Below are 25,644 nucleotides of genomic sequence, written 5' to 3'. Positions count from 1 at the left end.
TCGTATTGCGAAAGGACTTCTTATGCGCGTGCCGTATCGAGCGACTTTCGTACGGCGGCTTGTTGTGGTGCCGCGGGCAAGGGGGCGGCGGCTTCGGCGAGTGCGAAAGCCATTTGCATGTCGCGGTTGCGCTTGCGTTCGCGCAACTGCATCCAGCGGTTCACGGCAATCACGCCGATCGTCACCGTGGTGATGAAGATCGTGGCGAGCGCATTCATTTCCGGATTCAGGCCGAGACGCACACGCGAGAACACCACGAGCGGCAGCGTGGTCGAGCCGGGACCGGAGAGGAACGCGGAGAGCACGAGGTCGTCGAAAGACAGCGTGAACGACAGCAGCCACCCCGACATCAGCGCCTGCGAGATCAGCGGCAGGGTGATCAGGAGGAACACCTTGAAGGGCGTGGCGCCGAGATCGAGCGCGGCTTCTTCGAGCGACTTGTTGAGCTCCTTCACCCGCGATTGCACGATGATCGCCACATACGACACGCACAGCATCACGTGGCCGATCCAGATCGTGAAGAGCCCGCGCCCCTTCGGCCAGCCGAGCATCTGTTCGAGCGCGACGAACAGCAGCAGCAGCGAGATGCCCTGAATCACTTCAGGAATCACGAGCGGCGCGTTGATCATGCCGGCGAACAGCGTGAAGCCGCGAAAGCGTCCGAAGCGCGCCAGCACGAAACCGGCCCACGTACCGATCACAACCGAGGCGCACGCGGTCAACAGGCCGATCTTCAGCGAAAGCCATGCGGCGTTGAGCAATTCGCCGTCTTGCAACAGCGCGCCGTACCATTTGAGCGAGAAGCCGGACCACACCGTGACGAGCTTCGACTCGTTGAACGAATACACCACCAGGCTGATGATCGGAATGTAGAGAAACAGAAATCCGAACGTCAGCACGCTATTGGAAAGCGTCTTATTAGGCTTGATCATTTCGCGCCCTCCAGTTCCTTGACCTGGTAGTACTGGAACACGGCCATCGGCACGAGCAGCAGTAGCACCATCGCGACGGTGACGGCGGATGCCATCGGCCAGTCCATATCGTTGAAGAATTCATCCCACATCACGCGGCCGATCATCAGCGTGTCGGCGCCGCCGAGCAGTTCCGGAATCACGTATTCGCCGACCGCCGGAATGAACACCAGCAGACTGCCGGCGATAATGCCGTTCTTGGAGAGCGGCAACGTGATGCGCGTGAACGCGGTCCACGGTTTGCAACCGAGGTCGTAAGCGGCTTCGAGCAGCGTCAGGTCCATCTTCACGAGGTGCGCATACAGCGGCATCACCATGAAGGGCAGGTACGAATAGACCATGCCGATATAGACGCCAATATCCGTGTGGTAGAGGCGCAGCGGCGAATGAATCATGCCGATCGCCATCAGCGTGTGATTGAGCAGGCCGTCGTCCTTCAGGATGCCGATCCACGCGTAGACGCGAATCAGGAAGGACGTCCAGAACGGCAGCATCACACCCATCATCAACAGGTTGCGTTTGGTCGGCTCCGAGCGCGCGATGTAGTACGCAATCGGATAGCCGATCAGCAGACAGAAGAAGGTCGAGACCGCGGCCATCTTCAGCGAGCTGAGATACGTGGCGACGTACAGGTCGTCCTGCAGCAGGAACGCGTAGTGGCTGAGTTGCATGGCGAAATGCACCATGCCGTCCTTGATCGTCACGAGATCCGTGTACGGCGGAATGCCGAGACGCAGATCGGCGAAACTGATCTTCAGCACCAGCACGAACGGCAACGCGAAGAACACGGTGAGCCAGAGGAACGGCACGCCGATCACGGTCGTGCGGCCCGACGGCACCAGCATCGACAGCCTTTTTTTCAGCGAGCCCAACAGGTGGCTGCCGGACGGCGCACCGAGCGCCGCGGGGGAGGAGGTAGTGGGATTGCTCATTGCGTCAGCACCACGCCGCTAGCCGGCGACCAGTAGACGAACACGTCGTCGTTATAGGAGGGCGCACCTTCGGCCATCAGGTGCGAGCTGGAGAGATTCGACACGACGGTCTTGCCGCTTGGCAGGCGCACGTGATACAGCGAATAGCTGCCCATGTACGCGACATCGGAAACCACGCCGCGCGCCCAGTTGTGCGGCGTCGACGGTTTGTCGAGCGATACCTTGATGCGCTCCGGACGCACCGAGATGCCCACCGGCATACCGAGCGGCCCGGTAATGCCGTGGCTCACGTAGATATGCGATTCGAGGTCTTCGCTTTCAACGAAAATGTGATCCGGTTCGTCCGCGACCACCGTGCCTTCGAACAGGTTGGTCGAGCCGATGAATTCGGCGGAGAAGCGGCTTTTCGGAAACTCATAGACCTGGCTCGGCGAGCCGATCTGCACGATGCGGCCTTCGCTCATCACGGCTAGGCGCCCGGCCATCGTCATGGCTTCCTCCTGATCGTGCGTGACCATTACGCAGGTCACGTCGACCTTCTCGATGATGTTCACGAGCTCGAGCTGGGTCTTCTGGCGGATCTTTTTATCGAGTGCCGACATCGGCTCGTCGAGCAGCAGCAGCTTGGGGCGCTTGACGAGCGAACGCGCGAGCGCCACACGCTGCTGCTGGCCGCCTGACAGTTGATGCGGCTTACGCTGCGCGTATTTGCTCATCTGCACGAGATTGAGCGCATCGGCGACGCGTTCCTTGATCTCGTTCTTCGGCGTGCCTTCCTGCTTCAGGCCGAAGGCGATGTTCGCCTCCACGCTCATGTGCGGGAAGAGGGCGTACGACTGGAACATCATGTTGACCGGCCGCTTGTACGGCGGCATCGCAGCGAGATCTTCGCCGTCGACGAAAATGCGCCCGGAGGTCACCGTCTCGAGTCCCGCGAGCATGCGCAGGAGCGTGGACTTGCCGCAGCCGGAACTGCCGAGCAGCGCGAACAACTCGTTCTTGGCGATGCTCAGGTTGACGTTGTCGACAGCGGTGCTGTCGCCGAATTTCTTCACGACATTTTCAATGCGAACGAATTCGTCCGATTTCGATTTTGTCGTCACTGCGGGGCGGGCCATCTGGGTGGCGCCGGCTGCGCTTTTTGAGGTCGTCGAGTTCATGATGTAACCGTTCCTTGCGGATCGCGGGCGCAAGTGTCTCCATACGAGGCGCGGGAAGCGTCTCGCAACGTACGCTGCGATCGGAAAACATGGGACTGCGCGCGGATGGGACTTTAAAAAAAGCGCGCAGGCTGACTACCGTTACTGCTATTCATGCGCTCAGGGATCGAGCGATCCCTGAGCGCGGGATCAATAATCGATTTGAATGACTGGATTAATGGCCGGTTTTAAGCTGCGCCCAAAGACGGTTTTCAAGGCGCAGAATGTCGGTCGGCATCGGCTTCATGAGCGTCATCTTGCTCAACACTTCATCGCCCGGATAAACGGTCTTGTCCTGTGCGACAGCCGGCGTCACGAACTGGCGCGCGGCCTTGTTCGCGGTCGGGTAGAACACTTCGTTGGTGATCGCGGCGTTGACCTTCGGGTCCGAGATGTAGTTGATCCACTTCAACGCGGCTTCAGGATGCGGCGCGTCTTTCGGGATCACCATCACGTCGAACCACAGCAGGCCGCCTTCTTTCACGTTCGAGAACTTGATCTGGTACGAGCGCTTGGCTTCTTCGGTGCGGCGGCTGGCAATGCCGACGTCGCCCGACCAACCCAGCGCGACGCACACGTCGTTATTGGCGAGGTCGTTGATGTAGCCGGACGAATTGAATTGGGTGATATACGGGCGGATCTTTTTCAGCACTTCGAACGCGGCCTGATAGTCGGCGGGGTTCGTGCTGTTCGGATCTTTGTGCATGTATTGCAGCGTGGCGGCGAACACGTCGACGGCCTGATCGAGGATCGAAACGCCGCAGCCTTTCAGCTTGGAGAGATTGGCCGGATCGAAAACCAGTGCCCAGCTATCCACCGGTGCATTGGCGCCGAGCGCTTTCTGCACGGCCTGCACGTTGTAACCGATGCCGTCCGTACCGTATGCCCAGGGCACGCCGTACTGGTTGCCCGGGTCCGCGTCGGCAATCATCTTCATCAGCACGGGGTCGAGATTCGCGAGGTTCGGCAACTTCGATTTGTCGAGTTTCTGGTACACGCCGGCCTGAATCTGCTTGGCCATGTAGTTCGAGGTTGGCACCACGATGTCGTAGCCCGAGCTGCCGGCGAGCAGCTTGGCCTGCAAGGTGTCGTCGCTATCGTAGTTGTCGTATTTGACCTTGATGCCGTCCTGCTTTTCGAAGTTCGGAATCGTATCCTTCGCGATGTAGTCCGACCAGTTATACACATTCAGTTCCGTGTCGGCCGCAAGGGCCGGCGTAACCGACAGCGCCGCAAAACCCGTGAAGGCGAGAAGCGCGGCCCCCGCGACCGCATGACGAAGATGACTAACGCTCATGGTTTTTTCCCTTGATGTGAAGAACCGGCATGGGCGTGATTTGTGGGTGTGCTCATGCCGGAACGGACTGCCGTTACGAAATGCCGAGTTGTTGTGCTGTCGCATCGATGGCTTTTTTGGCCTTCGAGACGATTTCGTCGATTTCCAGCTTGTTGATCACGAGCGGCGGTGACAGCAGCATGCGGTCGCCAGTGGCGCGCATGATGAGGTTGCCGTTGAAGCAGAAGTCGCGGCAGATCGTGCCGACGTCGCCGCCATTGGCGAAGCGCTTGCGCGCCTTTGGATCCTCTGCGAGTTGCAAACCGGCCACCAGCCCGGCACCGGAGATTTCGCCGATGATCGGGTGATTGGCGAAGGTCTCGCGCAGTTGCTTCTGGAAGTACGGGCCGGTGTCGTTCTTGACGCGTTCGACGATCTTCTCGTCGCGCAGCAGCTTGAGGTTGGCGAGCGCGACGGCGGCCGCGACCGGGTGACCCGAATACGTGAGACCGTGATTGAAGTCGCCGTTTTCGATAATCGCCTTGGCGACGCGGTCATGCAGGCCGACCGCGCCCATCGGCACATAGCCGCTCGTCAGGCCTTTCGCCAGCGTGATCAGATCCGGCTCGAAACCGAAGTGCTGATGTGCGAACCATTCGCCGGTGCGGCCGAAACCGCCGATCACTTCGTCGGCGACCAGCAGAATGTCGTACTTGCGGCAGATGCGCTGGATTTCCGGCCAATACGTCGAAGCCGGAAAGATCACGCCGCCCGCTCCCTGGAAAGGCTCACCGATGAACGCGGCGACGTTGTCCGCGCCGATTTCGAGAATCTTCGCTTCCAGTTGCTGCGCACGGGCCAGCGCGAACTCTTCCGGCGTCAGGTTGCCTTCTGCTTCGCCGAAGAAATAGGGCTGGTCGATGTGGACGATGTTCTCGACTTTCGAGGGCATCTGTTCATGCATGTAGCCCATGCCGCCGAGCGTGCCGCCGGCGATCGTCGAACCGTGATAGCCGTTTTTGCGCGAGATCACGAACTTCTTCGAGTGCTTGTTTTGAGTCGCCCAGTATTGATGGACGATGCGCAGTACCGTATCGTTGCCTTCCGAACCGCTGTTGCAGTAGAAGAAGTGATTGAACGGTTCGGGCGCCAACTCCGCGAGCAACGCCGACAGCTCGATTACAGGCGGGTGCGTCGTCTTGAAGAAGGTGTTGTAGTAGGGCAGTTCCTGCATCTGCTTGTACGCGGCGTCGGCCAGTTCCTTGCGGCCATAACCGACGTTCACGCACCACAGGCCGGCCATGCCGTCGATCACCTTGTTGCCTTCCGAATCCCACAGATACACGCCTTGCGCCTTGACGATCACGCGGCTGCCGCTGCGATTGAGCGAGCCCATATCCGAGAACGGATGGATGTGGTGCGCGGCGTCGAGCGCGCGGTATTCGGCGGTGCTGCGTTGTTGTTGCGCGGCTTGTGCTGCCTGTGCGCTCGCGGCCGGCTGGGCCGGTTGCACGTAAGCGACTTCTTCTGTTCTGTAGCTCATACTGCCTCCAATTTTTTTGCGTTTGCCTTACACGTGCAGCAGCAAATGCCGGCGTTCCCACGAACTGATCACGCGGAAGAACGCTTCGTATTCGGTTTCCTTCAGAGCGAGGTAGGCTTTGACGAACTTTTCGCCCAGCACTTCGGCGATCGGCTCGCACGCGCCCATCAGCGTCAAACCCTCTTCGAGATTGCGCGGCAACTGGTAGGGCAATTCGTAACCGTCGCTGAGCAGCGGTTCGGTGGCTTCGAGCTTCTGCGTCATGCCGAGATAGCCGGCGGCGAGTGTCGCGGCAATCGCCAGATATGGGTTGCAGTCCACGCCCGGAATACGGTTTTCGATGCGGCGCGCAGCCGGCCCCGAATGCGGAATCCGGAAACCTACCGTGCGGTTGTCGTAACCCCATGCCACGTTGATCGGCGCGGCCATGAAGCGCGACAGACGACGATACGAGTTGATATACGGCGCGAAGATCGGCATTAGCGCAGGTGTGTACTTCTGCAAGCCAGCGATATAACCCGTGAACAGCGACGTCGGTTTGCCATCCGGGCCGGTGAAGAGGTTGTGGCCAGTTTCTTCGTCGACGAGGCTTTGATGCATGTGCATGGCCGAGCCCGGTTCACCTTCCATCGGCTTGGCCATAAAGGTCGCGTACATCTTGTGGCGCAGCGCGGCTTCCCGCACCGTGCGCTTGAAGAGGAACACGCTGTCGGCCAGCTTGAGCGGATCGCCGTGCATGAAGTTGATTTCCATCTGCGCGGCGCCGACTTCGTGAATCAGCGTGTCGACTTCCAGTTCCTGCACCTCGCAGTACTCGTAGATGTCTTCGAAGAGCGGATCGAATTCGTTGACGGCTTCGATCGAGTACGCCTGCCGGCCGGTTTCCGGGCGACCGGTACGGCCGATAGGCGGTTGCAGCGGCAGGTCCGGGTCCTTGTTCATATCGACCAGATAGAACTCGAGCTCGGGTGCGATGACCGGCTTCCAGCCTTTGGCTTTATAGAGTTCGAGCACGCGGCGCAGTACGCGGCGCGGCGAGATCGCGACGGGCGTGCCGTCGAAGTGAACGCAATCGTGAATCACCTGAGCGGTCGGATCGACGGCCCACGGAATCATGCGGATGGTGCTGGCGTCGGGCACGCACACCATGTCCGGATCAGTCACGCCGGTGAGCGTGCCGTCTTCCGGATAGTCTCCTGTGACGGTCTGGATCATCACCGCCTGCGGCAAGCGCATGGACTCGCCGGATTCGAATTTGCTGCGCGGAATGATCTTGCCGCGCGCGATCCCGGCCATATCCGGAATGATCGCTTCGATTTCGGTGACACGGTTCTTCTTCAGAAAATCGTCGATGTCATGCATGTTTATTCTCTCAGTTTTGGTGCGCGACCGGCTCAGGCATGCGTGGCAGCGGCGGATGCCGCGCCATAGCCGGCCTTGGTGCGCATTCGATCGCGGCAGGCGTCGCCGAACGCCCGAAAGATCGCGGTAGATAGTGCGTCGTTGGCATGCTTCCACTCCGGGTGCCACTGCACACCCAGCGCGAACGCGCGCGCATCTTTCACGCTCACCGCTTCGATCAAGCCGTCCGGCGCGGTGGCTTCGGCCGTGAGGCCCACGCCCAACCGCTCGACGCCCTGGCCGTGCAAGGAATTCACACCCGCTTCATTCGTGCCGCCCGCGAGGCGCTGCAACAAGCCGCCCTGCGTCAGCGTGATCGAATGCGACGGTGCGTATTGCACGTCGAAATCGTCTTCCTTGTTCTCGCGATGGTCGTTCAGACCGTCCACCGCGTGAACGCTTTGATGCAACGTCCCACCGAAAACCACGTTCATTTCCTGGAAGCCCCGGCAGACGGCCAGCACCGGCACGCCCGCGGCGATCGCCGCGCGCATCAGCGGCAGCGTCGTCGCATCGCGTGCGGCGTCGTGCAGCGTGCCCGGCGTGCTGGGATGGCCGCCATAGCGGTGCGGCTCGACGTTCGAATAGCTGCCTGTAAAGAACAGGCCGTCGACCGTCGCCAGCACGTCTTCGGCGGGCTGACGCTCGCCGAGCGCAGGCAGCAACATGGCCAGCGCCTGTGAACCGTCCACGATCGCGGCGATGTATTTCTCGCCGACCACGTGCGACGGGTGGACTCCCATCATCGTTCTGTCGGCACTGATGCCGACCAGGGCTTTGTTTCGCATAACGAATAGAAGTGTGTGTTCCCCGCGGGACGCGGCATGAACAACGTTAAACACAGCGCGGCACGATTCAGCAGCCGTGCGCCGTGCGCAAGGCCACCGGGTAGTGCAGGCGGTCGTCGTCAACTGAGACGCGCCGCGCGTGATAGTCAGATGGGCTGTTCGATTCGATCCGCTGCGGTGCGCAACTTTTCCGAAGAGCGTGAAACGCGCAGGCGGCAGACGGCACCGCACATGCAGGAACGCACGGCTCGAAAGAGCGCGCTCACGCAAACGGATGAATCGAACGGCGAAAAGGGGGAGGCGCTACGGCAGCAGCGAGGCGACTTCGTCCGTGCGCACGGCAATGAAGGCGCGCGCGGAGATAGAGTTGTGGCGTCGAACTGAACGGCGGGACAGGATCGTGAAGACGGACAGGAAGCGGCGGAACGCAAGGCTGCCGCTGCTGCCGTCGGCGATGGCGCCGTCAGCGCGAGGACAACTCGCCTGACTACGATTCCATCTCACCAAAGGGCCTCGGACTCTCACGATTACACTCGACTGGCGACGTTGAAAGTATTGAACGGCCTGCTCGAAATCCGCACGAGGCGTTTAAAGAAACAGGACGCTGGGTTGATCGCCTTGAACCTAAGCGAATTGAATTCGCTGCGCCGCGAAGCACACTTGGGTGCCCCGTGACATCGGCATGACGATCGCCTGGGAACCAGCATATACGAGCCAATAAAGCCGTCAAACCCTTTTTGATAAAACATTTATCAGGGCTTTCCCGAGGGCGCGGCTAGAATCCCGCCCATTGGGAACGTTCGTTGCGTCATTCATATTTCGGAAACCTTTCAGGGTTTTCCCCAGCGGCGCAACAATCAAAGTGATTAGAATATTCAACACTCGCGGGCACCTGTCGTTGCCCAAGTCATGTGGTCCATTCATCTGGTCACTTAGCGCCCCGATCGTCTTCAATGTCAGAGAACCTAGCGATGTCCATAGAAGTAGCGACCCGTCTGCAATACATCCGCAAGAAGAACGGCTTGTCCCAGCGTGAACTGGCGAAACGGGCGGGAGTGACAAATGGCACGATCTCGCTGATCGAACAGAATCGCGTGAGCCCCTCGGTCGGCTCGTTGAAGAAACTGCTCGAATGCATACCCATGAGTCTCGCCGAATTCTTCACCTTCGAAGTGGAAGCGGAGCGTTCGGTGGTGTCGCGCCGTGCCGACATGCCGAACCTCGGCAATGAGTCGATCGAGTTCTATCTCGCGGGTTCGAGCGTAAAAGACCGCAATATGGGCATTCTGCGCGAGGTCTATCAGCCGTTGTCGGACACGGGGCCGGAAATGCTGGAGCACGAAGGGCACGAGGGCGGTGTGGTGGTCAGCGGTCAGATCGAACTGACAGTGGACGGCACCACGTGGCTGCTCGACCCCGGTGACAGCTACTATTTCGAAAGCCGTCTTCCGCACCGTTTTCGCAATCCCAGCGCGGAGCATCTCTGCGAGATCGTGTCGGCCAATTCGCCGCCCACCTTCTGAAGACTCCGCGCCAACGCGCCTCGACTCGACTCAGTGCCGTAGTTCGGTGCCGCATGAAGTCGATGCAGGTTCGCGTCGAGCGCATAACATTGAGGCATCCTGATGGACAAGAAATCTCTCGCTTTCTGGCAAGACAAGGCCGCTACGCTCTCGATCGAAGGCCGCGCGTTTATCGACGGCGAATACCGTGATGCCGAAGGCGGCCGCACGTTCGACTGCCTGAGCCCGATCGACGGCAAACTGCTCGCCAAGGTCGCCGACAGCGGCGCGGCCGAGGTCGACGCCGCCGTGGCCGCTGCGCGCCGCGCGTTCGACTCTGGCGTGTGGGCGGGCCTCAACCCGCGTCAACGCAAGGCCGTGCTGCTGCGCTGGGCCGCGTCGATTCGCGAGCACATGGACGAACTCGCGCTGCTCGAAACGCTCGACGCCGGCAAGCCGATCGCCGATACCACCAGCGTGGACGTGCCGGGCGCGGCGTATTGCGTCGAATGGTTCGCTGAAGCGATCGACAAGGTTGGCGGCGAAGTCGCGCCGGCCGATCATCATCTGGTCGGACTCGTCACGCGCGAGCCGATCGGCGTGGTGGCTGCGGTCGTGCCGTGGAACTTCCCGATTCTGATGGCGTCGTGGAAATTTGGCCCGGCGCTGGCGGCGGGCAATAGCGTGGTGCTCAAGCCGTCGGAGAAGTCGCCGCTCACCGCGATCCGACTCGCGCAACTCGCACTGGACGCAGGCATTCCCGCCGGCGTGTTCAACGTCGTGCCGGGCGCGGGCGAGCCGGGCAAGCTGTTGGCGCTGCATCAGGACGTGGACTGTCTCGCCTTTACCGGCTCGACCAACGTCGGCAAGCTGATCATGCAGTACGCGGGACAATCGAACCTGAAACGCGTGTGGCTCGAACTCGGCGGCAAGTCGCCGAACATCGTGATGCCGGATTGCCCGGATATGGATCGCGCGGCGAATGCGGCGGCGGGTGCGATCTTCTACAACATGGGTGAAATGTGTACCGCGGGTTCGCGCCTGCTCGTGCATCGCGACATCAAGGACGCGTTCCTCGACAAGCTGGTCGCCGCGGCGCGCAGCTATACGCCGGGCAATCCGCTCGACCCGAAAACGTCGATGGGCGCGATCGTCGACAAGGTTCAGCTCGAACGTGTGCTCGGCTATATCGAGGCAGGCCGCGCCGAAGCCAAACTGTTGCTCGGCGGTGCGCGCGTGAAAGAGGAAACGGGCGGCTTCTATATCGAGCCGACCATCTTCGAAATTCCGGCTTCCGGCGCGAAGGTCGCGCGAGAGGAAATCTTCGGACCGGTGTTGTCGGTGATCACGTTCGACACGGTCGAAGAGGCGATCAGGATCGCTAACGACAGCGAGTATGGTCTGGCCGCCGCGGTCTGGACTTCGAACCTGACCACGGCGCACGAAGTGTCACGCCAACTCCGCGCCGGTACCGTGTGGGTCAATTGCTACGACGAAGGCGGCGACATGAACTTCCCGTTCGGCGGCTATAAGCAATCGGGCAACGGCCGGGACAAGTCGCTGCATGCTTTGGAGAAATACACCGAGCTGAAGTCCACGCTGGTGCGGCTGCGCTAAAGGATTCGCGAAGCCAGCGCGGCGCCGCGTGTGATGCGCGCCGTCGCGTTCCCAATGAATCCGAAGCCGGCGTTGCGCGTGCCTTCGAAGCTTCGCGCGCCGCGCCGGACTGTCTATAGGTATCAGGTCATCCATGACTGAACTCGTCTACGGCGACGGCGCGATCCGCCGTGCGTCGCTTTATGGCTCGTCGATCGAAAACACTTATGCGGGCGTGCTGTCGTTCATGCGCCGCAAGTACACGCGTGAACTCGACGGCGTCGACGTCGTGGTCTCCGGCGTGCCGCTCGATCTGGCCACTACGTTTCGCCCGGGCGCGCGTCTCGGGCCCGCGGCGGTGCGCGCGGCCAGCGTGCAGTTGTCGGAGTTGCATCCATATCCGTGGGGTTTCAATCCGTTCGACGACCTCGCCGTGACCGACTATGGCGATTGCTGGTTCGACGCGCACAATCCGCTCACGATCAAGGAATCCATCGTCGAGCATGCGCGTACGATCCTGCGCTCGGACGCGAAGATGCTGACGCTCGGCGGCGATCACTACATCACCTATCCGCTGTTGATCGCGCACGCGGAGAAGTACGGCAAGCCGCTCTCGCTGATTCATTTCGACGCCCATTGCGACACCTGGGCCGACGACAGTCCCGACAGCCTGAACCACGGTTCGATGTTCTACAAGGCGGTGAAGGATGGCCTGATCGATCCGAAGACTTCGGTGCAGATCGGCATTCGCACATGGAATGACGATTTCATGGGCATCAATATTCTCGATGCCGCCTGGGTCCATGAGCATGGCACACGAGCGGCAGTGGAGCGCATCGTGTCGATTGTGGGGGCACGTCCCGCATATTTGACTTTCGATATCGACTGTCTCGATCCGGCGTTCGCACCGGGCACGGGTACGCCGGTCGCGGGCGGTTTGTCGTCGGCGCAGGGATTGGCGATCGTGCGCGCGCTCGGCGCGTTGAATCTGGTGGGCGCGGACGTCGTCGAAGTCGCGCCGGCATACGACCAGAGCGAAATCACGGCGATTGCCGCCGCGCATATTGCGTGCGATCTGCTGTGTCTGTGGCGCCAACGCAAGGTTGCTGGACGCGAGGCTTAGACGCGTCCAACCTTCCTGCCAATCGATGCAAAAAAACCAGCTCAGCCCATCGGCGAAGAACGTTCGGGCTGGCGCCGGCCTTCGCGCAAGCCGAGCGTGTAGACCACCAGCGCGCCGCTCATCAGCGCGAGTTGCCACATCAGCATATCGCTGCCGTGCGCGTTCATCGCGAAGCCCGCGGCGAGCGGCCCCACGATCGAACTCGCGGTGAAGGTAAGCGACAACAGCCGCATGTTCCGTGTGAGCGCGGCCTTGTCGCTGCAAGCCGCCGCGTACATGCCGAGTGTGATGAACGAGCTGTTCATGCCGCCGAGCAAGAGCGCGCTCGCGGCCGCGAGCCACGATGCGGGCACGGCCAGCGCGAAGCCGCAGATCGCCAGTGTGCTGAGCGCGGCGCACACGATCACCGTGGCCGCGAGCCCTGCGCGATCGGCCAGCCAGCCGACCGGAAATTGCAGCGCCATGCCGCCGACGCCGAACAGCGTCAGCAGGGTGGCGGTTTGCGTGGCGCTGAGGCCGTGCGCGTCGGCGAACAGCGGGAAGAGGCCGTAAAGCGCGCCGTCGCCGATTCCGCCCGCTGCGATGACGACCATGCCGAGGCTCACCAGCGGGCCGATGGGCATGCGCCGTTGAGTGCTTTCTCTTCGCGCAGGCCGTGCTTCTTGCAAAGCAGGCCGTTTCTCGTCCGATGCGGTTAGCCAGAGCGGCAGCGCGGCGGCGAACGTGAAGGCCGCACCGGCCGCGAACGTGATGCGTCCATCGACATCGCACCACACTGCGAGCGCCGGTCCGATGACGCCCGCCGTGGCGATCAGTGCTTCGTGCACGCCCACCACACGTCCGCTCGATTTTGCGGGGACCAGACCGTACAGCCAGGTTTCGTTGGCAATCCAGCGCAAACCGATGCCGAGCCCCGTCAACAGACCGGGCACGAGCCACAGCGGCCACGACAGCGCGCTCATCGTGGCGAACGCCACGAGCGTGGCCAGCAGACCCAGCGACACGGTACGTTTCGCGCCGATGCGCGCCATCAGCCACGGCGCGATCAGCAAGCCGGCCAGCATGCCGGTCCATTGCGAAGCGGAGAAGAGGCCGGCGCGTGGCGCATCCAGGCCGCGATGGGCGAGCCACACCGGCAGCACCATGAAGCCGATGCCGAACTGGCCGACTTGCGAGAGTGCCGACACCGCGGTCAATGCCGCGATTGCCGGCCAACGCACCGGCGCGGCGGATTTCATGTGCCGCTCCGCGCAGGCATGGGCAGCCCCTGTTCGCCGCATTCGACCGGACAGCCGGCTTTCAGGCACGGACCGTCGTCACACAGGCGGCACAGTTGCATCGCGTGCGCGGGGTCGCGGGTCTCGTTCCACAAGATCTTGATCAGCAGGCTTTCGAGCACTTCGCGCTCGCTGTCTTCGAGCCGGCCGACAATGCGTTGCAGCATCCTGTCGCGCGCCGTTTGCAGGCGTTTGGCCTCACGCTTGCCGGCTGAGGTCAACGCAAGCGCGACAGCGCGTTTGTCCGCGCCTGATTTTTTCTCGACGAGGCCCGCTTCGACCAGTCCCGCCACGGCGCGCACGGCGGCCGGATGCGACAGATCGACCGCCTCGCGCAGCACTTCAATCGATGATTCGGGATATTGGCCGACCGCGTTGAGCATGGCGCGGGCGGTGGGGCCGGCGAGCGCGTCAACGGTGGGTTGCGCGTTCATTTCGTCCGTGACCAGCAGAGCGAGCACGCCGAGCAGATTTTCTGTGCGCTGCGTCATGGGGATGCCTCAATGTGTGCAACGTGCATATATGCATGTTGCACACATTGGGTGTGAAGCGCAAGCGGTTTTTGATGAGCGTTGCGTGGCCTTCGAGGCGCGGTGTCGTTACTTCGCCAGCCGCGCGCGCACCGTGTATTCGCCTTCTTCGCCCTCGTCCTCGATCATGTGAGCCTTCGCTGTGTGGAAGTCGGGCGGCAACGGTTCGACCGGATAACCGCGTTTCTGCCACGCGTCGAGGCCGCCCTTGAGCGCGCGGATGTGGTGGATATTCTTGCGATGCAACTGGTCGACGATACGCTTTGCCGTCGCTTCGTTCGGGCACACGCAGTAGACGACGATTGGCCGCTTCAGCAACTCGGGATCGATCGGCTCGGGCGAATCGAGATCCAGCCGCCGCGCGCCGGCAATCCGGTGCGATTCCCTTTCGCGCACGCTGCGTGGACGCGCGTCGAAGATCAGCGGCGGCTCGTTCGACTTCATCATCTCGTCGAGCTGGTCCGGCGAAATACGCGTATGCGCGAGCCAGCGGCGAAACTGCCAGCGGCGCACCCAGCGATACAGCAGCACGGCCACGAAGATGGCCGCGAACGCATCGAAAATCGTGCCGCCGTTGTGGCGCACGAGCAGCATCAGTTGCACGATCTGGTCGTGCAAAGCGGCGCCGCCGATGACCCACACGCTGGACCACAATGCCGCGCCGATAAAGTCCCACAGCAGAAACACGCTGACACTGATCGCTGTCGTGCCGAGCAGCGGCGCGGAGATCAGGCCGAGTCCGGGCAGGAACTTCGCGACGGCGAGAATCGGCGCGCCGTGGCGTTCATAGGTATTGCGTGCGAGACGCACCGTGGTGTCGAGCGAGAGGGAGAAGCGCACCAGGTAGTTCAGCAGGCGGCGGCCATAGATTCGTCCGGTGAAGAACCATAGCGAGTCGGCAATCAGCGTGGCGGCAACCGCGGCGCACACGACGCTCGTATACGAGGTTTGCCCCATGGCGGCCATGGTTCCACCGAGGATCAGCATCGGCGCGGCCGGAATCGGCACGCCGAGTTGCGTGATGAGCACGCTCATGAACACGGCCCACACGCCCAGTGAGGGTGGAATAGCAACCGGAAAATGCCACACAACCGCGCTCCTGAGAATGGAATGTTGGAATTTGAAACGTCCGCGCCCGGGTGACGCATGGCGAACAGTCCGCGCATGTTCCGTTCCCGCACGACGGCGAGCGCCATGCCGCGTCGGCAGGCGGTCGCCATAGTACAAGAAATGATATGAGAAGCGGATTTAAGCACAGGTGGCAAAACGGCGCTGCGGGGCAGGCCGGATGCCGGGGCGCTTGACGCGGGATGGCGGGGCGGAAAATGCGCGTGGTCGCGGTCGGCGGCGAGGCCGGTGTACCAGCCGTTAGCCGGTACCAGCCCCGCTGCCTTCATTTGCTGGATCACGCGTCTGAGGCTGAATCATGCGTCAGAGGCCGGATCATACGGCACGACGCGTTCGTGCTCGTCCGCATGGTTGCGCGCCACGATCGCGCGCGCCGCGGTGGTCGCGTCCAGATTGAACGGCTGATGCGGCACGCCGGGCGGAATGAACAGGAAATCGCCCGGTTCGGTGATGACGGACTCGCGCAAGCCGGGCCCATAGCGGGTCTCGATCTTGCCCTCGAGCATGTAGATCGCGGTTTCGTAGTCGGCGTGAAAGTGAGGCTCGGCGTGACCGCCCGGCGGCACTACGACCATATACATCGACAAACCCGTGGTGCCCGCGGTGCCGGCGGAGATGCCGACAAAGTACGGCAGCCGCTGGGACGTCGCCATTTCCCGGTCGGGGCGCACCTTGACGACGGGCGATCGCGCGTCGTGCAAAACGTCTGACATGGTCAGCTCCTGCTGAAGTCCGGCCGGCGCCGGTCGTCGCGGCGCGGCTCAAGCTCCCTTGAGTGGAAAGTCTAGACGATATGGGCGTCGATATCGGACCTTGTCGAGCGTGGACGTGCTGCGGCTGTGCGGCTTGCTAGAATCGTCGTCATACCCAAACAGATACGACGGAGACATCGCATGGCAAAGCCTCAGCCGATCAGCCGCTACCCCGTGCCGAAACCGGAAGCATGGCCCGACGACATTCGCGCGCGCATTCTCGAAGTGCAGGAGAAAGCCGGTTTTGTGCCGAACGTGTTTCTGACGCTGGCGCACCGCCCGGACGAATTCCGCGCGTTTTTCGCCTATCACGACGCGTTGATGCTGAAAGAAGGCGGCCTCAGCAAAGGCGAGCGCGAGATGATCGTGGTCGCCACCAGCGCGATCAACCAGTGTTTGTATTGCGTGGTCGCGCATGGGGCGATTCTGCGCATCTACGAAAAGGCGCCATTGGTCGCGGATCAGGTCGCCGTCAATCATAGGAAGGCGGATATCACGCCGCGTCAGAAGGCGATGCTCGACTTCGCGGTCAAGGTGTGCAGCGCGTCTGGCACGGTCGGCGACGCCGATTTTCAAACGCTGCGCGAGCACGGATTTGCCGATGAAGACATCTGGGATATCGCGGCGATCACGGCGTTTTTCGGTTTGTCGAACCGCATGGCCAACGTGATTTCCATGCGTCCGAACGACGAGTTCTATCTGATGGGACGCGTGCCGAAAGCCGCGGCGGATACGCCGAAAAAATAGCCGCACGCGCTGCATTTGAGTTCATGCCGGTGGGCGGCGTTCGTGGCCACTGTCGGCACGCTCACTCACGCCACCGCCGGGTTAGCTCGAAGCGTGGGCGTGCTCACGGTGGTGTCGTCGATCGGAAAGTGCAGCATCGCGGCGACGAGGCCGGCGACCACCGTCGCTTCCCAGAGCAGCGAATACGACCCGGTCAGATCGAACACCAGACCACCGAGCCACGCGCCCAGAAACGAGCCGATCTGATGGCTCAGAAAGCAGACTCCAAACAGGCTGCCGAGGTGGCGCGTGCCGAACACTTTCGCGACGAGCCCGCTCGTGAGCGGCACGGTGCCGAGCCAGGTCAGACCCATCACGGCCGCGAAGATCACCACCGACGCCGGGCTTTTCGGCAGTAGAAAGAATGCGCCGATCGTGACGCTGCGAATCACGTACAGCCAGCCGAGCACATGATGCTGCCGGAAGCGGCCACCCAGCCAGCCGCACGCCCAACTGCCCGCCATGTTGAACAGCCCGATCAGCGCGAGCGCGGTGGCGCCGAGTCCGACCGGCATATGGCAAAGCGACAGGTACTCGGGCAGATGCGTGGCGATAAAGGCAAGCTGGAAACCGCAGGTGAAGAAACCGAGCGTCAGCAGCCGGTAGCCTCGATGCCCGGCGGCTTGACCCAGCACCTTGCGAAGCGGCGCGACATGCTCTTCGTGAACGGGCGTGCCGACCCGCGCGCGCCGGTCGAGCACCATGCCGAGCGGGGCGATCAGCAGCATCAGGAAAGCCAGCACGAAGAGCGACGTGGCAATGCCCGAACTGAGCCGGATGCCTTGCACGAGTGGAACCATCAGCACCTGGCCGGCGGAGCCGCCGGCGCTGACCAGCCCCATCGCCATGCTGCGTTTTTCAGGCGAGGCGATGCGGCCGACCGCCGGCAGCACCACGCCGAAGGTCGTGCAACTCACGCCGATGCCGACCAGCAGCCCCATGCCGACGATCAACATGGCGCCGCTGGGCGCCACTGCCGCGAGGCCGAGGCCCGCCGCGAATGTCGTCGCGCCGAAGGCGACCACCGGCGCCGAACCGTAGCGATCCGCGGCGGCGCCGGCGAACGGCTGGGCGAAACCCCACACGAGATTGTGCAGCGCGATCGCGAACGCAATCAGCGTGACCGGCAAGCCGCGATCGAACGAGAACGGTCCGATGAACAGACCAAACGTCTGCCGGATGCCCATTGCGGCGCTCAGAATGAGCGCGCCAGCGAGAATCACGAGCGTCGTCTGGTTGAAGGCGGGGGCGAAGCGTTTGCTGTTGGCGGTCGACATGGTTCTGATCTCCTTCGACACATGGTCGCAGCGAGCGTCAGAAGCGGCAAAAGATAAGTTTTCGACGACAGGTGAGCGTGGCTCACCTGTGCGAAGCGAACCTGTGGTTTAGGTGGTGGCGTTCTGCAGTGCCTGGCCGGCAACGTCGGTGTGCGCGTCGAACTGCTCGGCCTCGCTCACCAGCCAGCGTTTGAAATCGAAAAGCTCCGGCCGGCGGTCCGCGTTCTCCGCGCTCACCAACCAGTAGGCCGTGGTGGACGCGATCGTTGCCGGATAAGCCTCCACGAGCACGCCGCTGTCGATATCCCGATCCACCAGCGGCCGTCTGCCGAGCGCGACGCCGAGGCCCATTGCCGCGGCTTCAAAGGCGAGCTGGATCGTGTCGACGCGCAGGCCTGCGGTGGTCTGGACGCCTTCGGCGCCGGTCGCATCCAGCCACGCCTGCCAGTCCTCGCTGGCGGCGTTCACGTGAATGAGCGTCGCGCGACGCAGGTCCGCGTTGCCGTGCTCGTCGCGCAGATCCGCCAGATGCGCGGGGCTGCACACGGGAACGAGGCGCTCACCGAACAGCCGCGTCCACGCGGTGCCTGCAACCGGCGCACGGCTCATGCGGATCGCGAAGTCGAAACCGTCGACGGGAAAACCGACTTGACGGTGCGATGTGTCCACGCTCACGTTCACATTCGGCCAGCGCGCACGAAAGCCGGCGAGGCGCGGCAGCAGCCAGCGCGACGCGAAGGTCGGCGCGCAACTCAGCGCGATTGGCCGATCCGCGCGGTGATTCGGCAGGCGCTGCGTGCCGATGGCGATCAGCGAAAACGCTTCGGAGACGTATGACAAGTAATCCGCGCCGCTCGCCGTGAGCGAGATGCCGCGCGGCTCGCGCACGAACAGTTCGACGCCGAGCGCCTGTTCCAGTCCGACAATGCCGTGGCTGATCGCGCTCGGCGTGACATTCAGTTCCGCGGCGGCAAGTTTGAAACTCTGATGCCTGCCGGCCGCTTCAAAGAAACGAAGCGCCGGCAGCGGTGGCAGACGAAGCGGCATGTTGCATCCCCATGGACGGCGCGCCTCGGCGCGCGTGCTGTTGCGCTCAAGGATACCTTGCCGGGCGCTTTGGGTTGCCGTCAGGGTGCGCCTGAGCATCGCCAAAAAAATTTTGCCGATGCTGTCGATTTGCCGCCGCGCGGTTCGTCGTGGCTATATAGAGGACGAGAACGCGGCCGCGTTCGCGGCGCGCTGCTCGCGCCCTTTATCCTTGTTCCGTAAGAGGAGATGGCTGATGACTGACGTATCCGCATCCGCACAAACGTTGAAGCCGGCCCGCCAACTAGCGGCCGACACGCCGAGCCGCTTTCCCGGCGAAAGCGCCGACTATCGGCGCGCGCGCAACGACCTGCTCGCCGAGGAAATCGAATTGCGCCGCCATATCGAACGGGTTGCCGCCCAGCGCCGCGCGCTGCCGGCCGGCGGCGTCCTGCCCGAGGATTACCTGTTCATGGGCGAAGCCGGCCCTGTGAAGCTATCGGAGATGTTCGGCGAGCATGACACGCTCGTCACCTACAACTGGATGTTCGGCCCGCAGCGCGCCCGGCCGTGTCCGATGTGCACCTCGCTTTTGAGTGCATACGACGGCGAAATGCCCGACATCCTGCAGCGCGTCGCGTTCGCGGTGATCGGCCGCTCGCCGATCGAGAAGCTGGTTGCGTTCAAGAAGGAGCGGGGCTGGCGGCATCTGCGGCTGTACTCATCGGGCGGCAACACCTTCAATCGCGATTACGCGGCGGAAGATCCGGCGGGCGACGACAATCCCGCGTTCAACGTGTTTACGCGCTCGGGCGACACGGTGCGGCACTTCTGGGCGGAGGAGATGGGGCCGTCGACTGCGGACCCCGGACAGGATCCACGCGGCGCCCCGGACGTGATGCCGATCTGGACCGTGCTCGACATGACGCCCGGTGGCCGTGGCACGGACTGGTATCCGAAGCTGGAATACGATACCGCGGCACGTTAGCGCGCTGATGAGGGCGGTCAGGTGGCGCCTGGCCGCGCGACGGTGAAGCGGGTTCAGCACCGCACCGTGTCGCGAAACGATAGGACTACGGCTGGACCTCAGTCGCAAAATCGTGCCCGCGCGCCGTCTGCAAATACGCGGCGATCGCGCTTGCCCGCATCGGCCGGCTAAACAGATAACCCTGCACCGCGCGTGCGCCTAGCGCCTTGACGACCTCGACTTGCGATGCCGTCTCGAGTCCTTCCACCACGCATTCGAGCCCAAGGTTGCGGCACAGGTCGAGCACCGACTTGACGATCTTCTTCGACGCGCTATTGGTATCCACGTCCGTCATGAAGCTGCGGTCGATCTTGATCGTGTCGAAGGGCAGGCGATGCACATAGCTGAGGCTCGAATAGCCGGTGCCGAAGTCGTCGAGCGACACGCGGCAGCCGGCTTTCTTGATCATGGTGAGCGAACAGCGGGCCTGTTCGAAATCACGCGTCACGGCGGTCTCGGTGATTTCGAACGACACGCGGTGCGGCGGCACGCCGCTTGCCATGACGATATCGATCAGCCGTCGGGCGCGCGCCGACGTGCAGATATCGATCGCCGACAGATTGAACGACAGATAAAGCTCGGACGGCCAGCGCGCCGCTTCGTCGAGCGCTTTGTGCAGCAGCACTTCCGTGATGCGCAGAATCAGTTCGGTACGCTCGGCAATCCGAATGAATTCTTCCGGCCTGACCGCGCCGAGCCGTGCGTTGTGCCAGCGCCCGAGCGCTTCCAGACCCAGGGTGCATTGCGTGACGACGTCGTAAATCGGCTGGAACTCCAGAAACAGTTCCGACTCGAGGTCCGCATGGCGGAGTTCCTGGGTCACGAGACTCGAACGCCGGATGCGCGTTTCATGTTCGGTGGAGAAGATGACCGGCGTGCCGCGCCGGCTTTCCTTGCCCACGTATAGTGCCGCGTCGGCGCGTTCGAACACTTGGGCCACCGTCGTGCCGGCTTCGGGGAACGCGGCCCAGCCGATCGTGCCCGACAACTCGGCGACGTTGCCGGCAACTCGATAGGGCTGACCGAGCGCCTCGCAGATGCGCTCGCCCAATTCGACGAGCGTCTCGTTCGCCAGTTTGTGCTGCGCGAGCACGCCGAACTCGTCGCCACCGAGGCGCGCGAAGAAAATGCCGGGCTCGGCGAGCGCCAGCAAACGCGAGCCGACTTCCTGAAGAACGAGGTCCCCGCAGGCGTGGCCGTAGATATCGTTGACCTGTTTGAAGCCGTCGAGATCGATCAGCCCAACATTGAAGCCGCTACCGGTGCCGAGCGCCTGCTCGGATAGCGCGCGCAGCGAGGCGAAGAAACTGCGCCGGTTGGGCAGGTCCGTCAGACTGTCGATGCTCGCGAGCCGGAAGTTGTCGTCGCTGAGGCGCTGCGTTTTTTGCTGGCTCGCCTGCAACTCGCGCTGCGCGTGCACGACGTCGGCAAAGGTCCGGCAATATAGCTGAATGATGAAGGCAAGCGCGACGCCGACCAACGTCATGTCGACGGCCATCGCAATGAAAACCGGATAGCCGGTGAAAACCAGAAAGGTCGAAAAGCTTAGGATGACGATCGACAGCAACAGCATGGCAGCCGCGCGCAAGTGCATCAGGCAGAACACGCAGCCGACCAGCGTCGTCGCCATGTAAAACGCGACCTGCGTCTGTTCGTACGCGGTGCCGTAGGGAAAGAGCAGCAACGACCAGCTGCTGAATGCGACGGCGAAGAGGCCGGCAAGCCAGGTCAGCTTGCGCAGTTCGGACACCGCCTTGTCGAGAGTCAGGGGGCGGTGCCGAAGACGCCACCATCGTATGCAACGGATGATGCACAGGGTGCACAGCGTCGCGGGAAAGTAGATCGACAACCATGCCGGCGCGCAGCTGATGTGCGTGATGGCGACGGCCGCCGTATTGACGAGCAGAATGAAATAGAGAAGCGGGACCTGGTAGCTGAATGCTTCGAGCTGCGAACGCACGAGCTCGGGGTCGCGTTCCGCGACCGACAGCGCATCCCTCAATTTGGCTAACAGAACCATCCCCGTTCCTTTAAACGTTTGCGCAGCACACGCAGCTTTGTATATCGGCAGGACGGGTGAGACCTTGAGGGCGTGTCAGATAGAAATCGATTGCCTCGCGAACAAGCGGTAAGTACGACCTGCTTACGATGCGTGACGGGTCATTTGTGCCGCGCTCGAACGGCCGAAGTGACAGACTCGTCGCATCAAAGCACCGGACAGGAGAGCACGCGTTGCGGCGTGAGCGTCGTGCCGGGTTGGCCGTTCTGTGCCGGCGTGCCTTGTGGCGGCGTAGAGACGAGCCGCACGGTATTCATGCCGGCATTCGCCAGCACATACTTCTCCGGGCTGTTCTCGGGCTGCCAATAGGCCCGGAAAACCCCGCTGTCGCCGAAAACCAGCAGCTTGCCGTGCACGGTTCCAGTGCCGCTGACGAGGTCGACCGGCTCGCCGTCACGTACCTGAAAGCTCTGCGGAGCGGGTGAATTTGCCGTGCCGACGAGCGTGGCGCAGCTTTTGTCGTCGGCTGCGAGGGCCGCCCAGGACGTCGCGGCGAGCAGCGCACATGTTGCAATATGGCGAAATTTCATTTTTTATTCCTCCCGGATTCTTTATTTACCGGACGCCGCGCCTGACAAATTCCGACTTTCTGCGATCCACCATAACATAGTAAAAAAGCCCGCTGGTGGCGGTTTGGGACGCGCTAAAGCACTGAAATTGCAACGGATTGTGATAACGCAAAAAGCCGTGTCGAGCCGAAGAAACGTGTAAGCGCGCGATTCTTATGGCACTTTGCAGGAAAAAATCGTCAAATTCCCTGTGGGCGGGTGATACAAGGCTTACACCCAAGGTTTGCGCGAACCCGCGCCTATGCGTTAGTGTGTCGGTCCCGGCGCAACAGATGTGGCGCCGGTTCCATGATTACCATACGGGAAGTGCTATGAACAAACAGGAACTGATTGATGCAGTCGCCGCAGCGACGGGCGAAAGCAAAGCGGCCACCGGCCAAACCATCGACGCGATCGTCGAAGCGGTGACCAAAGCCGTGGTGGGTGGTGATACGGTGCAACTGGTCGGTTTCGGTTCTTTCTCGACTGGCGCGCGCGCAGCACGCGTGGGCCGCAATCCGTCGACGGGTGCCGAGATCCAGATCGCGGCTGCCAAGACGGTGAAATTCACCGCTGGCAAGGCGTTCAAGGAAGCCGTCAACGCGTCTTAATGCAACGCGCTTCACGCCGGAGCATCCACACGCGCCAAATTGGCGCGCGGCGAGCGATGCATCGGGCGTGAGGAATCACGCGCTGCCCAACCCCGGTAAGGTGGATCGATCGGCGGCTGGTGCGGCGCGTGTGTTTTTGTGCTCTCCCCAAGGGGCTTCCTGGGGGGGTGCCCGACTCAGCGCTTGCGTCCCGGCTCGCGCTTAGCCGGCGCGACGTTTGCGGGTGGCTTCGGCGAGCGTCTCGAGCGCCGGCTCGGTCTGCGCCCAACTGACGCAGGCATCCGTGATCGAAACGCCGTGACGCAACGGCACGCCTGGCTTCAGATCCTGACGGCCTTCTTCCAGATGACTTTCCAGCATGACGCCGATGATGCGGCACTCGCGCTGCGACAACTGCTGCGCCAGATCCTGCACCACCTCCAGTTGACGCAAGTGCGACTTGCCCGAGTTCGCATGCGAACAGTCGACCATGACCTGCTCGCGCAAACCCGCTGATTTAAGCGCCACGCAGGTGGCTTCCACCGACGCGCTGTCGTAGTTCGGCCCTTTCTTGCCGCCGCGCAGGATCACGTGCGCGTCGTCGTTGCCGCGCGTTTCGAAGATCGCGGCCATGCCCATTTTCGTCATGCCCATGAACGCGTGGCTCGCGCGCGCGGCGACGATCGCGTCCGCGGCGATCTGCACGCCGCCGTCGGTGCCGTTCTTGAAACCGATCGGGCAGCTCAGGCCTGACGCCAGTTGACGATGGCTCTGGCTCTCCGTCGTGCGCGCGCCGATGGCGCCCCACGCGATCAGGTCGGCAATGTACTGCGGGCTCAGCAGGTCGAGAAATTCGGTGGCCGTGGACAAGCCGAGACCGTTGATGTCGAGCAGCAGTTGCCGTGCAAGACGCAGACCTTCGTTGATGCGGAAACTGCCGTCCAGACGCGGGTCGTTGATATAGCCTTTCCAGCCGACCGTGGTGCGCGGCTTCTCGAAGTAGACCCGCATCACGATCAGGAGGTCGTCCTTGTAGGTGTCGGCGGCGACCTTCAGTTTGTGTGCGTATTCGATTGCCTGATCGTGGTCATGAATCGAACACGGCCCGACGATCATCACGAGCCGGTCGTCACGGCCATGCAGAATATCGGCGATTTCCGTGCGGGTTTTCTCGACCAGCGTCTGCACCGAAGGCGGCACCGGCAACTCGTCCTGCAACAGCGCAGGGGAAATCAGTGGACGGACCGCGCCGATCCGAACGTCGTCGATGCGCGTGGTGTCCTGCGTGGCGTCGGCCGAGCCGACTTCCTGATCGTGCAAAGGATTGTCGATGGCGCTCAAAATATTCTCCCGGACCTTGGTGATGAAGTGGCCTCGCGGCCTGACTGCATGAGTGTGGTTGCGTTGATCGTGCTTGTCTTCGCTGCCGGGATTATGACACTCGCGCGATGCGGCCGGGCGCCGCGTGTCAGAGACGTTTGATCAGCGCCATGGCGGCCGCCGGATTGCGTTCCTTGAAGCCGCTGATCACGTAGAGATAGACGTCGCGTGCGGCTGCGCGTGTGGCCGATTTCGCGGGTGCTTCTGCCGAGGTTTCCAGGTCGTCCGGTGTCGTGCCTGCCGCCAATTGCCGCGCGCGTTCGGCCCACGTGTCGAGCGCCTTGCTCGAATAGCCTTTGGCCTGTTTGTCGGTCGTGCCCATGATGCGGGCGTACACGAATGGCGCGGTGATGTCCGCGATCTGCGGGTATTCGCTGTCGCCCGCCAGTACCACGGCGACTTTGTATTTGCGGGCGAGCGCGATGAAGTCCGGCGTCTTGAAGGTGTCGTTGCGGACTTCGATCGCATGCCTGAGCTTCTGGCCTTCGATACTGGCCGGCAGTAGCTTCAGAAAGGCTTCGAAGTCTTCCTTGTCGAATTTTTTGGTGGGCGCGAATTGCCAGTTGACCGGGCCGAGCTTCTGCTTGAGCAATAGCACGCCGCTGCCGAAGAAGCGTTCGATCGTTTCGCCCGCATCGGCGAGGACTTTTCTGTTGGTCGCGTAGCGCGGCGCCTTCAGCGAAAAGACGAAATCGTCCGGCGTTTCCTGGTACCACTTCTCGTAGCTCGCCGGTTTTTGCAATCCGTAAAACGTGCCGTTGATTTCGATCGATGTGAGGTTCTTGCTCGCGTATTCGAGTTCGCGGCTTTGTGTGAGGTCGGAGGGGTAGAAGGTGCCGCGCCAGGGCGCGTAGGTCCAGCCGCCTATGCCGATGCGGATGTTCGAGGTCTTGGCTGGCTTGGCGATCTTTGCGGCTGATTCTTTCGGCACTT

General features: G+C 62.4%; 24 protein-coding genes. 6 read left to right on the top strand and 18 right to left on the bottom strand.

Features of this window, described 5'->3' with window-relative positions; genetic code table 11:
* Positions 1-20 precede the first annotated feature (20 nt).
* From B0G74_RS25235 to B0G74_RS25200, 8 genes are all read right to left on the bottom strand, one after another.
* The gene (locus tag B0G74_RS25235; RefSeq protein ID WP_132377572.1) at positions 21-932 is read right to left on the bottom strand and encodes an ABC transporter permease subunit; all 912 of its coding nucleotides are present in this window, start codon (positions 930-932) and stop codon (positions 21-23) included.
* Complete coding sequence (locus B0G74_RS25230; protein ID WP_132377571.1) at positions 929-1,903, bottom strand: ABC transporter permease subunit; 975 nt, start codon at positions 1,901-1,903, stop codon at positions 929-931. The genes B0G74_RS25235 and B0G74_RS25230 overlap by 4 nt, the downstream gene beginning before the upstream one ends.
* Complete coding sequence (gene potA / locus B0G74_RS25225; protein ID WP_132377570.1) at positions 1,900-3,063, bottom strand: polyamine ABC transporter ATP-binding protein; 1,164 nt, start codon at positions 3,061-3,063, stop codon at positions 1,900-1,902. The genes B0G74_RS25230 and potA overlap by 4 nt, the downstream gene beginning before the upstream one ends.
* Before the next feature lie 214 nt (positions 3,064-3,277).
* A complete protein-coding gene (locus tag B0G74_RS25220) occupies positions 3,278-4,399 on the bottom strand; it encodes a polyamine ABC transporter substrate-binding protein (protein WP_132377569.1) in 1,122 nt (373 codons plus the stop codon).
* Between the two features lie 73 nt (positions 4,400-4,472).
* Complete coding sequence (locus tag B0G74_RS25215) at positions 4,473-5,921, bottom strand: aspartate aminotransferase family protein (RefSeq protein ID WP_132377568.1); 1,449 nt, start codon at positions 5,919-5,921, stop codon at positions 4,473-4,475.
* A gap of 27 nt (positions 5,922-5,948) precedes the next feature.
* Positions 5,949-7,283 carry a glutamine synthetase family protein gene (locus B0G74_RS25210; RefSeq protein WP_106277425.1) on the bottom strand — a complete coding sequence of 445 codons (1,335 nt, stop codon included), beginning with the start codon at positions 7,281-7,283 and terminating at the stop codon, positions 5,949-5,951.
* Between the two features lie 32 nt (positions 7,284-7,315).
* Positions 7,316-8,110: a gamma-glutamyl-gamma-aminobutyrate hydrolase family protein gene (locus B0G74_RS25205; RefSeq protein ID WP_132377567.1), complete on the bottom strand. Its 795-nt coding sequence runs from the start codon at positions 8,108-8,110 to the stop codon at positions 7,316-7,318.
* Positions 8,111-8,413: 303 nt separating this feature from the next.
* Positions 8,414-8,614, bottom strand: coding sequence for a hypothetical protein (locus B0G74_RS25200; protein ID WP_193372832.1), 201 nt, complete (start codon positions 8,612-8,614; stop codon positions 8,414-8,416).
* A gap of 467 nt (positions 8,615-9,081) precedes the next feature.
* On the opposite strand from B0G74_RS25200, the gene B0G74_RS25195 reads away from it, so the two are divergent.
* The 3 genes from B0G74_RS25195 to speB all read left to right on the top strand — a co-directional run bounded on the left by B0G74_RS25195 (position 9,082) and on the right by speB (position 12,331).
* Entirely contained in the window at positions 9,082-9,633 is a 552-nt protein-coding gene (locus B0G74_RS25195) for a cupin domain-containing protein (protein ID WP_132377566.1), read from the top strand.
* A 102-nt stretch (positions 9,634-9,735) separates the two neighbouring features.
* Positions 9,736-11,229 (top strand): aldehyde dehydrogenase, encoded by a 1,494-nt coding sequence (locus B0G74_RS25190; protein WP_132377565.1) that lies wholly within the window; start codon positions 9,736-9,738, stop codon positions 11,227-11,229.
* 133 nt (positions 11,230-11,362) lie between these two features.
* Positions 11,363-12,331, top strand: a complete 969-nt coding sequence (gene speB / locus B0G74_RS25185) for an agmatinase (protein WP_132377564.1) — start codon at positions 11,363-11,365, stop codon at positions 12,329-12,331.
* A gap of 41 nt (positions 12,332-12,372) precedes the next feature.
* Here speB and B0G74_RS25180 read toward each other — a convergent pair whose 3' ends face one another.
* The 4 genes from B0G74_RS25180 to B0G74_RS25165 form a co-directional block, all read right to left on the bottom strand.
* Entirely contained in the window at positions 12,373-13,569 is a 1,197-nt protein-coding gene (locus tag B0G74_RS25180) for an MFS transporter (protein WP_132377563.1), read from the bottom strand.
* Positions 13,566-14,099 carry a MarR family winged helix-turn-helix transcriptional regulator gene (locus tag B0G74_RS25175; RefSeq protein WP_132377562.1) on the bottom strand — a complete coding sequence of 178 codons (534 nt, stop codon included), beginning with the start codon at positions 14,097-14,099 and terminating at the stop codon, positions 13,566-13,568. Before B0G74_RS25175 ends, B0G74_RS25180 begins: the two co-directional genes overlap by 4 nt.
* Positions 14,100-14,207: 108 nt before the next feature.
* On the bottom strand, positions 14,208-15,227 hold the full coding sequence (locus tag B0G74_RS25170; protein WP_132377561.1) for a VTT domain-containing protein: 1,020 nt from the start codon (positions 15,225-15,227) through the stop codon (positions 14,208-14,210).
* 335 nt (positions 15,228-15,562) lie between these two features.
* Positions 15,563-15,979, bottom strand: coding sequence for a cupin domain-containing protein (locus tag B0G74_RS25165; protein WP_132377560.1), 417 nt, complete (start codon positions 15,977-15,979; stop codon positions 15,563-15,565).
* Between the two features lie 180 nt (positions 15,980-16,159).
* Here B0G74_RS25165 and B0G74_RS25160 point away from each other — a divergent pair, with 180 nt between their 5' ends.
* Positions 16,160-16,765 (top strand): peroxidase-related enzyme, encoded by a 606-nt coding sequence (locus B0G74_RS25160; RefSeq protein WP_132377559.1) that lies wholly within the window; start codon positions 16,160-16,162, stop codon positions 16,763-16,765.
* 65 nt (positions 16,766-16,830) lie between these two features.
* On the opposite strand, the gene B0G74_RS25155 is transcribed toward B0G74_RS25160, so the two are convergent.
* Together B0G74_RS25155 and B0G74_RS25150 are read right to left on the bottom strand one after the other, a co-directional pair.
* Positions 16,831-18,081 carry an MFS transporter gene (locus B0G74_RS25155; RefSeq protein ID WP_132377558.1) on the bottom strand — a complete coding sequence of 417 codons (1,251 nt, stop codon included), beginning with the start codon at positions 18,079-18,081 and terminating at the stop codon, positions 16,831-16,833.
* Positions 18,082-18,189: 108 nt separating this feature from the next.
* Positions 18,190-19,128 (bottom strand): LysR substrate-binding domain-containing protein, encoded by a 939-nt coding sequence (locus B0G74_RS25150; RefSeq protein ID WP_132377557.1) that lies wholly within the window; start codon positions 19,126-19,128, stop codon positions 18,190-18,192.
* Between the two features lie 235 nt (positions 19,129-19,363).
* Here B0G74_RS25150 and B0G74_RS25145 point away from each other — a divergent pair, with 235 nt between their 5' ends.
* Complete coding sequence (locus B0G74_RS25145) at positions 19,364-20,095, top strand: DUF899 family protein (protein ID WP_132377556.1); 732 nt, start codon at positions 19,364-19,366, stop codon at positions 20,093-20,095.
* Between the two features lie 85 nt (positions 20,096-20,180).
* Here B0G74_RS25145 and B0G74_RS25140 read toward each other — a convergent pair whose 3' ends face one another.
* Entirely contained in the window at positions 20,181-22,154 is a 1,974-nt protein-coding gene (locus tag B0G74_RS25140; protein ID WP_132377555.1) for an EAL domain-containing protein, read from the bottom strand.
* Positions 22,155-22,339: 185 nt separating this feature from the next.
* Complete coding sequence (locus B0G74_RS25135) at positions 22,340-22,723, bottom strand: hypothetical protein (RefSeq protein WP_132377554.1); 384 nt, start codon at positions 22,721-22,723, stop codon at positions 22,340-22,342.
* Between the two features lie 350 nt (positions 22,724-23,073).
* Between B0G74_RS25135 and B0G74_RS25130 the strand changes: the two genes are divergently transcribed.
* Positions 23,074-23,352 (top strand): HU family DNA-binding protein, encoded by a 279-nt coding sequence (locus B0G74_RS25130; RefSeq protein ID WP_006049832.1) that lies wholly within the window; start codon positions 23,074-23,076, stop codon positions 23,350-23,352.
* A 201-nt stretch (positions 23,353-23,553) separates the two neighbouring features.
* On the opposite strand, the gene B0G74_RS25125 is transcribed toward B0G74_RS25130, so the two are convergent.
* Positions 23,554-24,672: a 3-deoxy-7-phosphoheptulonate synthase gene (locus B0G74_RS25125; protein WP_132377553.1), complete on the bottom strand. Its 1,119-nt coding sequence runs from the start codon at positions 24,670-24,672 to the stop codon at positions 23,554-23,556.
* 127 nt (positions 24,673-24,799) lie between these two features.
* Complete coding sequence (locus B0G74_RS25120) at positions 24,800-25,642, bottom strand: DUF72 domain-containing protein (RefSeq protein ID WP_132377552.1); 843 nt, start codon at positions 25,640-25,642, stop codon at positions 24,800-24,802.
* Positions 25,643-25,644 lie beyond the last annotated feature (2 nt).

This window comes from Paraburkholderia sp. BL9I2N2 (assembly GCF_004339745.1).
Classification (GTDB): domain Bacteria; phylum Pseudomonadota; class Gammaproteobacteria; order Burkholderiales; family Burkholderiaceae; genus Paraburkholderia.
This window is presented reverse-complemented; position numbering and strand designations above follow the sequence as displayed.

What these genes read in the sequence shown, in the direction of transcription:
- B0G74_RS25235 (WP_132377572.1), bottom strand. Translation starts at nt 932, where the DNA reads ATGATCAAGCCTAATAAGACGCTTTCCAATAGCGTGCTGACGTTCGGA.
- B0G74_RS25230 (WP_132377571.1), bottom strand. Translation starts at nt 1,903, where the DNA reads ATGAGCAATCCCACTACCTCCTCCCCCGCGGCGCTCGGTGCGCCGTCC.
- potA (WP_132377570.1), bottom strand. Translation starts at nt 3,063, where the DNA reads ATGAACTCGACGACCTCAAAAAGCGCAGCCGGCGCCACCCAGATGGCC.
- B0G74_RS25220 (WP_132377569.1), bottom strand. Translation starts at nt 4,399, where the DNA reads ATGAGCGTTAGTCATCTTCGTCATGCGGTCGCGGGGGCCGCGCTTCTC.
- B0G74_RS25215 (WP_132377568.1), bottom strand. Translation starts at nt 5,921, where the DNA reads ATGAGCTACAGAACAGAAGAAGTCGCTTACGTGCAACCGGCCCAGCCG.
- B0G74_RS25210 (WP_106277425.1), bottom strand. Translation starts at nt 7,283, where the DNA reads ATGCATGACATCGACGATTTTCTGAAGAAGAACCGTGTCACCGAAATC.
- B0G74_RS25205 (WP_132377567.1), bottom strand. Translation starts at nt 8,110, where the DNA reads ATGCGAAACAAAGCCCTGGTCGGCATCAGTGCCGACAGAACGATGATG.
- B0G74_RS25195 (WP_132377566.1), top strand. Translation starts at nt 9,082, where the DNA reads ATGTCCATAGAAGTAGCGACCCGTCTGCAATACATCCGCAAGAAGAAC.
- B0G74_RS25190 (WP_132377565.1), top strand. Translation starts at nt 9,736, where the DNA reads ATGGACAAGAAATCTCTCGCTTTCTGGCAAGACAAGGCCGCTACGCTC.
- speB (WP_132377564.1), top strand. Translation starts at nt 11,363, where the DNA reads ATGACTGAACTCGTCTACGGCGACGGCGCGATCCGCCGTGCGTCGCTT.
- B0G74_RS25180 (WP_132377563.1), bottom strand. Translation starts at nt 13,569, where the DNA reads ATGAAATCCGCCGCGCCGGTGCGTTGGCCGGCAATCGCGGCATTGACC.
- B0G74_RS25175 (WP_132377562.1), bottom strand. Translation starts at nt 14,099, where the DNA reads ATGACGCAGCGCACAGAAAATCTGCTCGGCGTGCTCGCTCTGCTGGTC.
- B0G74_RS25165 (WP_132377560.1), bottom strand. Translation starts at nt 15,979, where the DNA reads ATGTCAGACGTTTTGCACGACGCGCGATCGCCCGTCGTCAAGGTGCGC.
- B0G74_RS25160 (WP_132377559.1), top strand. Translation starts at nt 16,160, where the DNA reads ATGGCAAAGCCTCAGCCGATCAGCCGCTACCCCGTGCCGAAACCGGAA.
- B0G74_RS25155 (WP_132377558.1), bottom strand. Translation starts at nt 18,081, where the DNA reads ATGTCGACCGCCAACAGCAAACGCTTCGCCCCCGCCTTCAACCAGACG.
- B0G74_RS25150 (WP_132377557.1), bottom strand. Translation starts at nt 19,128, where the DNA reads ATGCCGCTTCGTCTGCCACCGCTGCCGGCGCTTCGTTTCTTTGAAGCG.
- B0G74_RS25145 (WP_132377556.1), top strand. Translation starts at nt 19,364, where the DNA reads ATGACTGACGTATCCGCATCCGCACAAACGTTGAAGCCGGCCCGCCAA.
- B0G74_RS25140 (WP_132377555.1), bottom strand. Translation starts at nt 22,154, where the DNA reads ATGGTTCTGTTAGCCAAATTGAGGGATGCGCTGTCGGTCGCGGAACGC.
- B0G74_RS25135 (WP_132377554.1), bottom strand. Translation starts at nt 22,723, where the DNA reads ATGAAATTTCGCCATATTGCAACATGTGCGCTGCTCGCCGCGACGTCC.
- B0G74_RS25130 (WP_006049832.1), top strand. Translation starts at nt 23,074, where the DNA reads ATGAACAAACAGGAACTGATTGATGCAGTCGCCGCAGCGACGGGCGAA.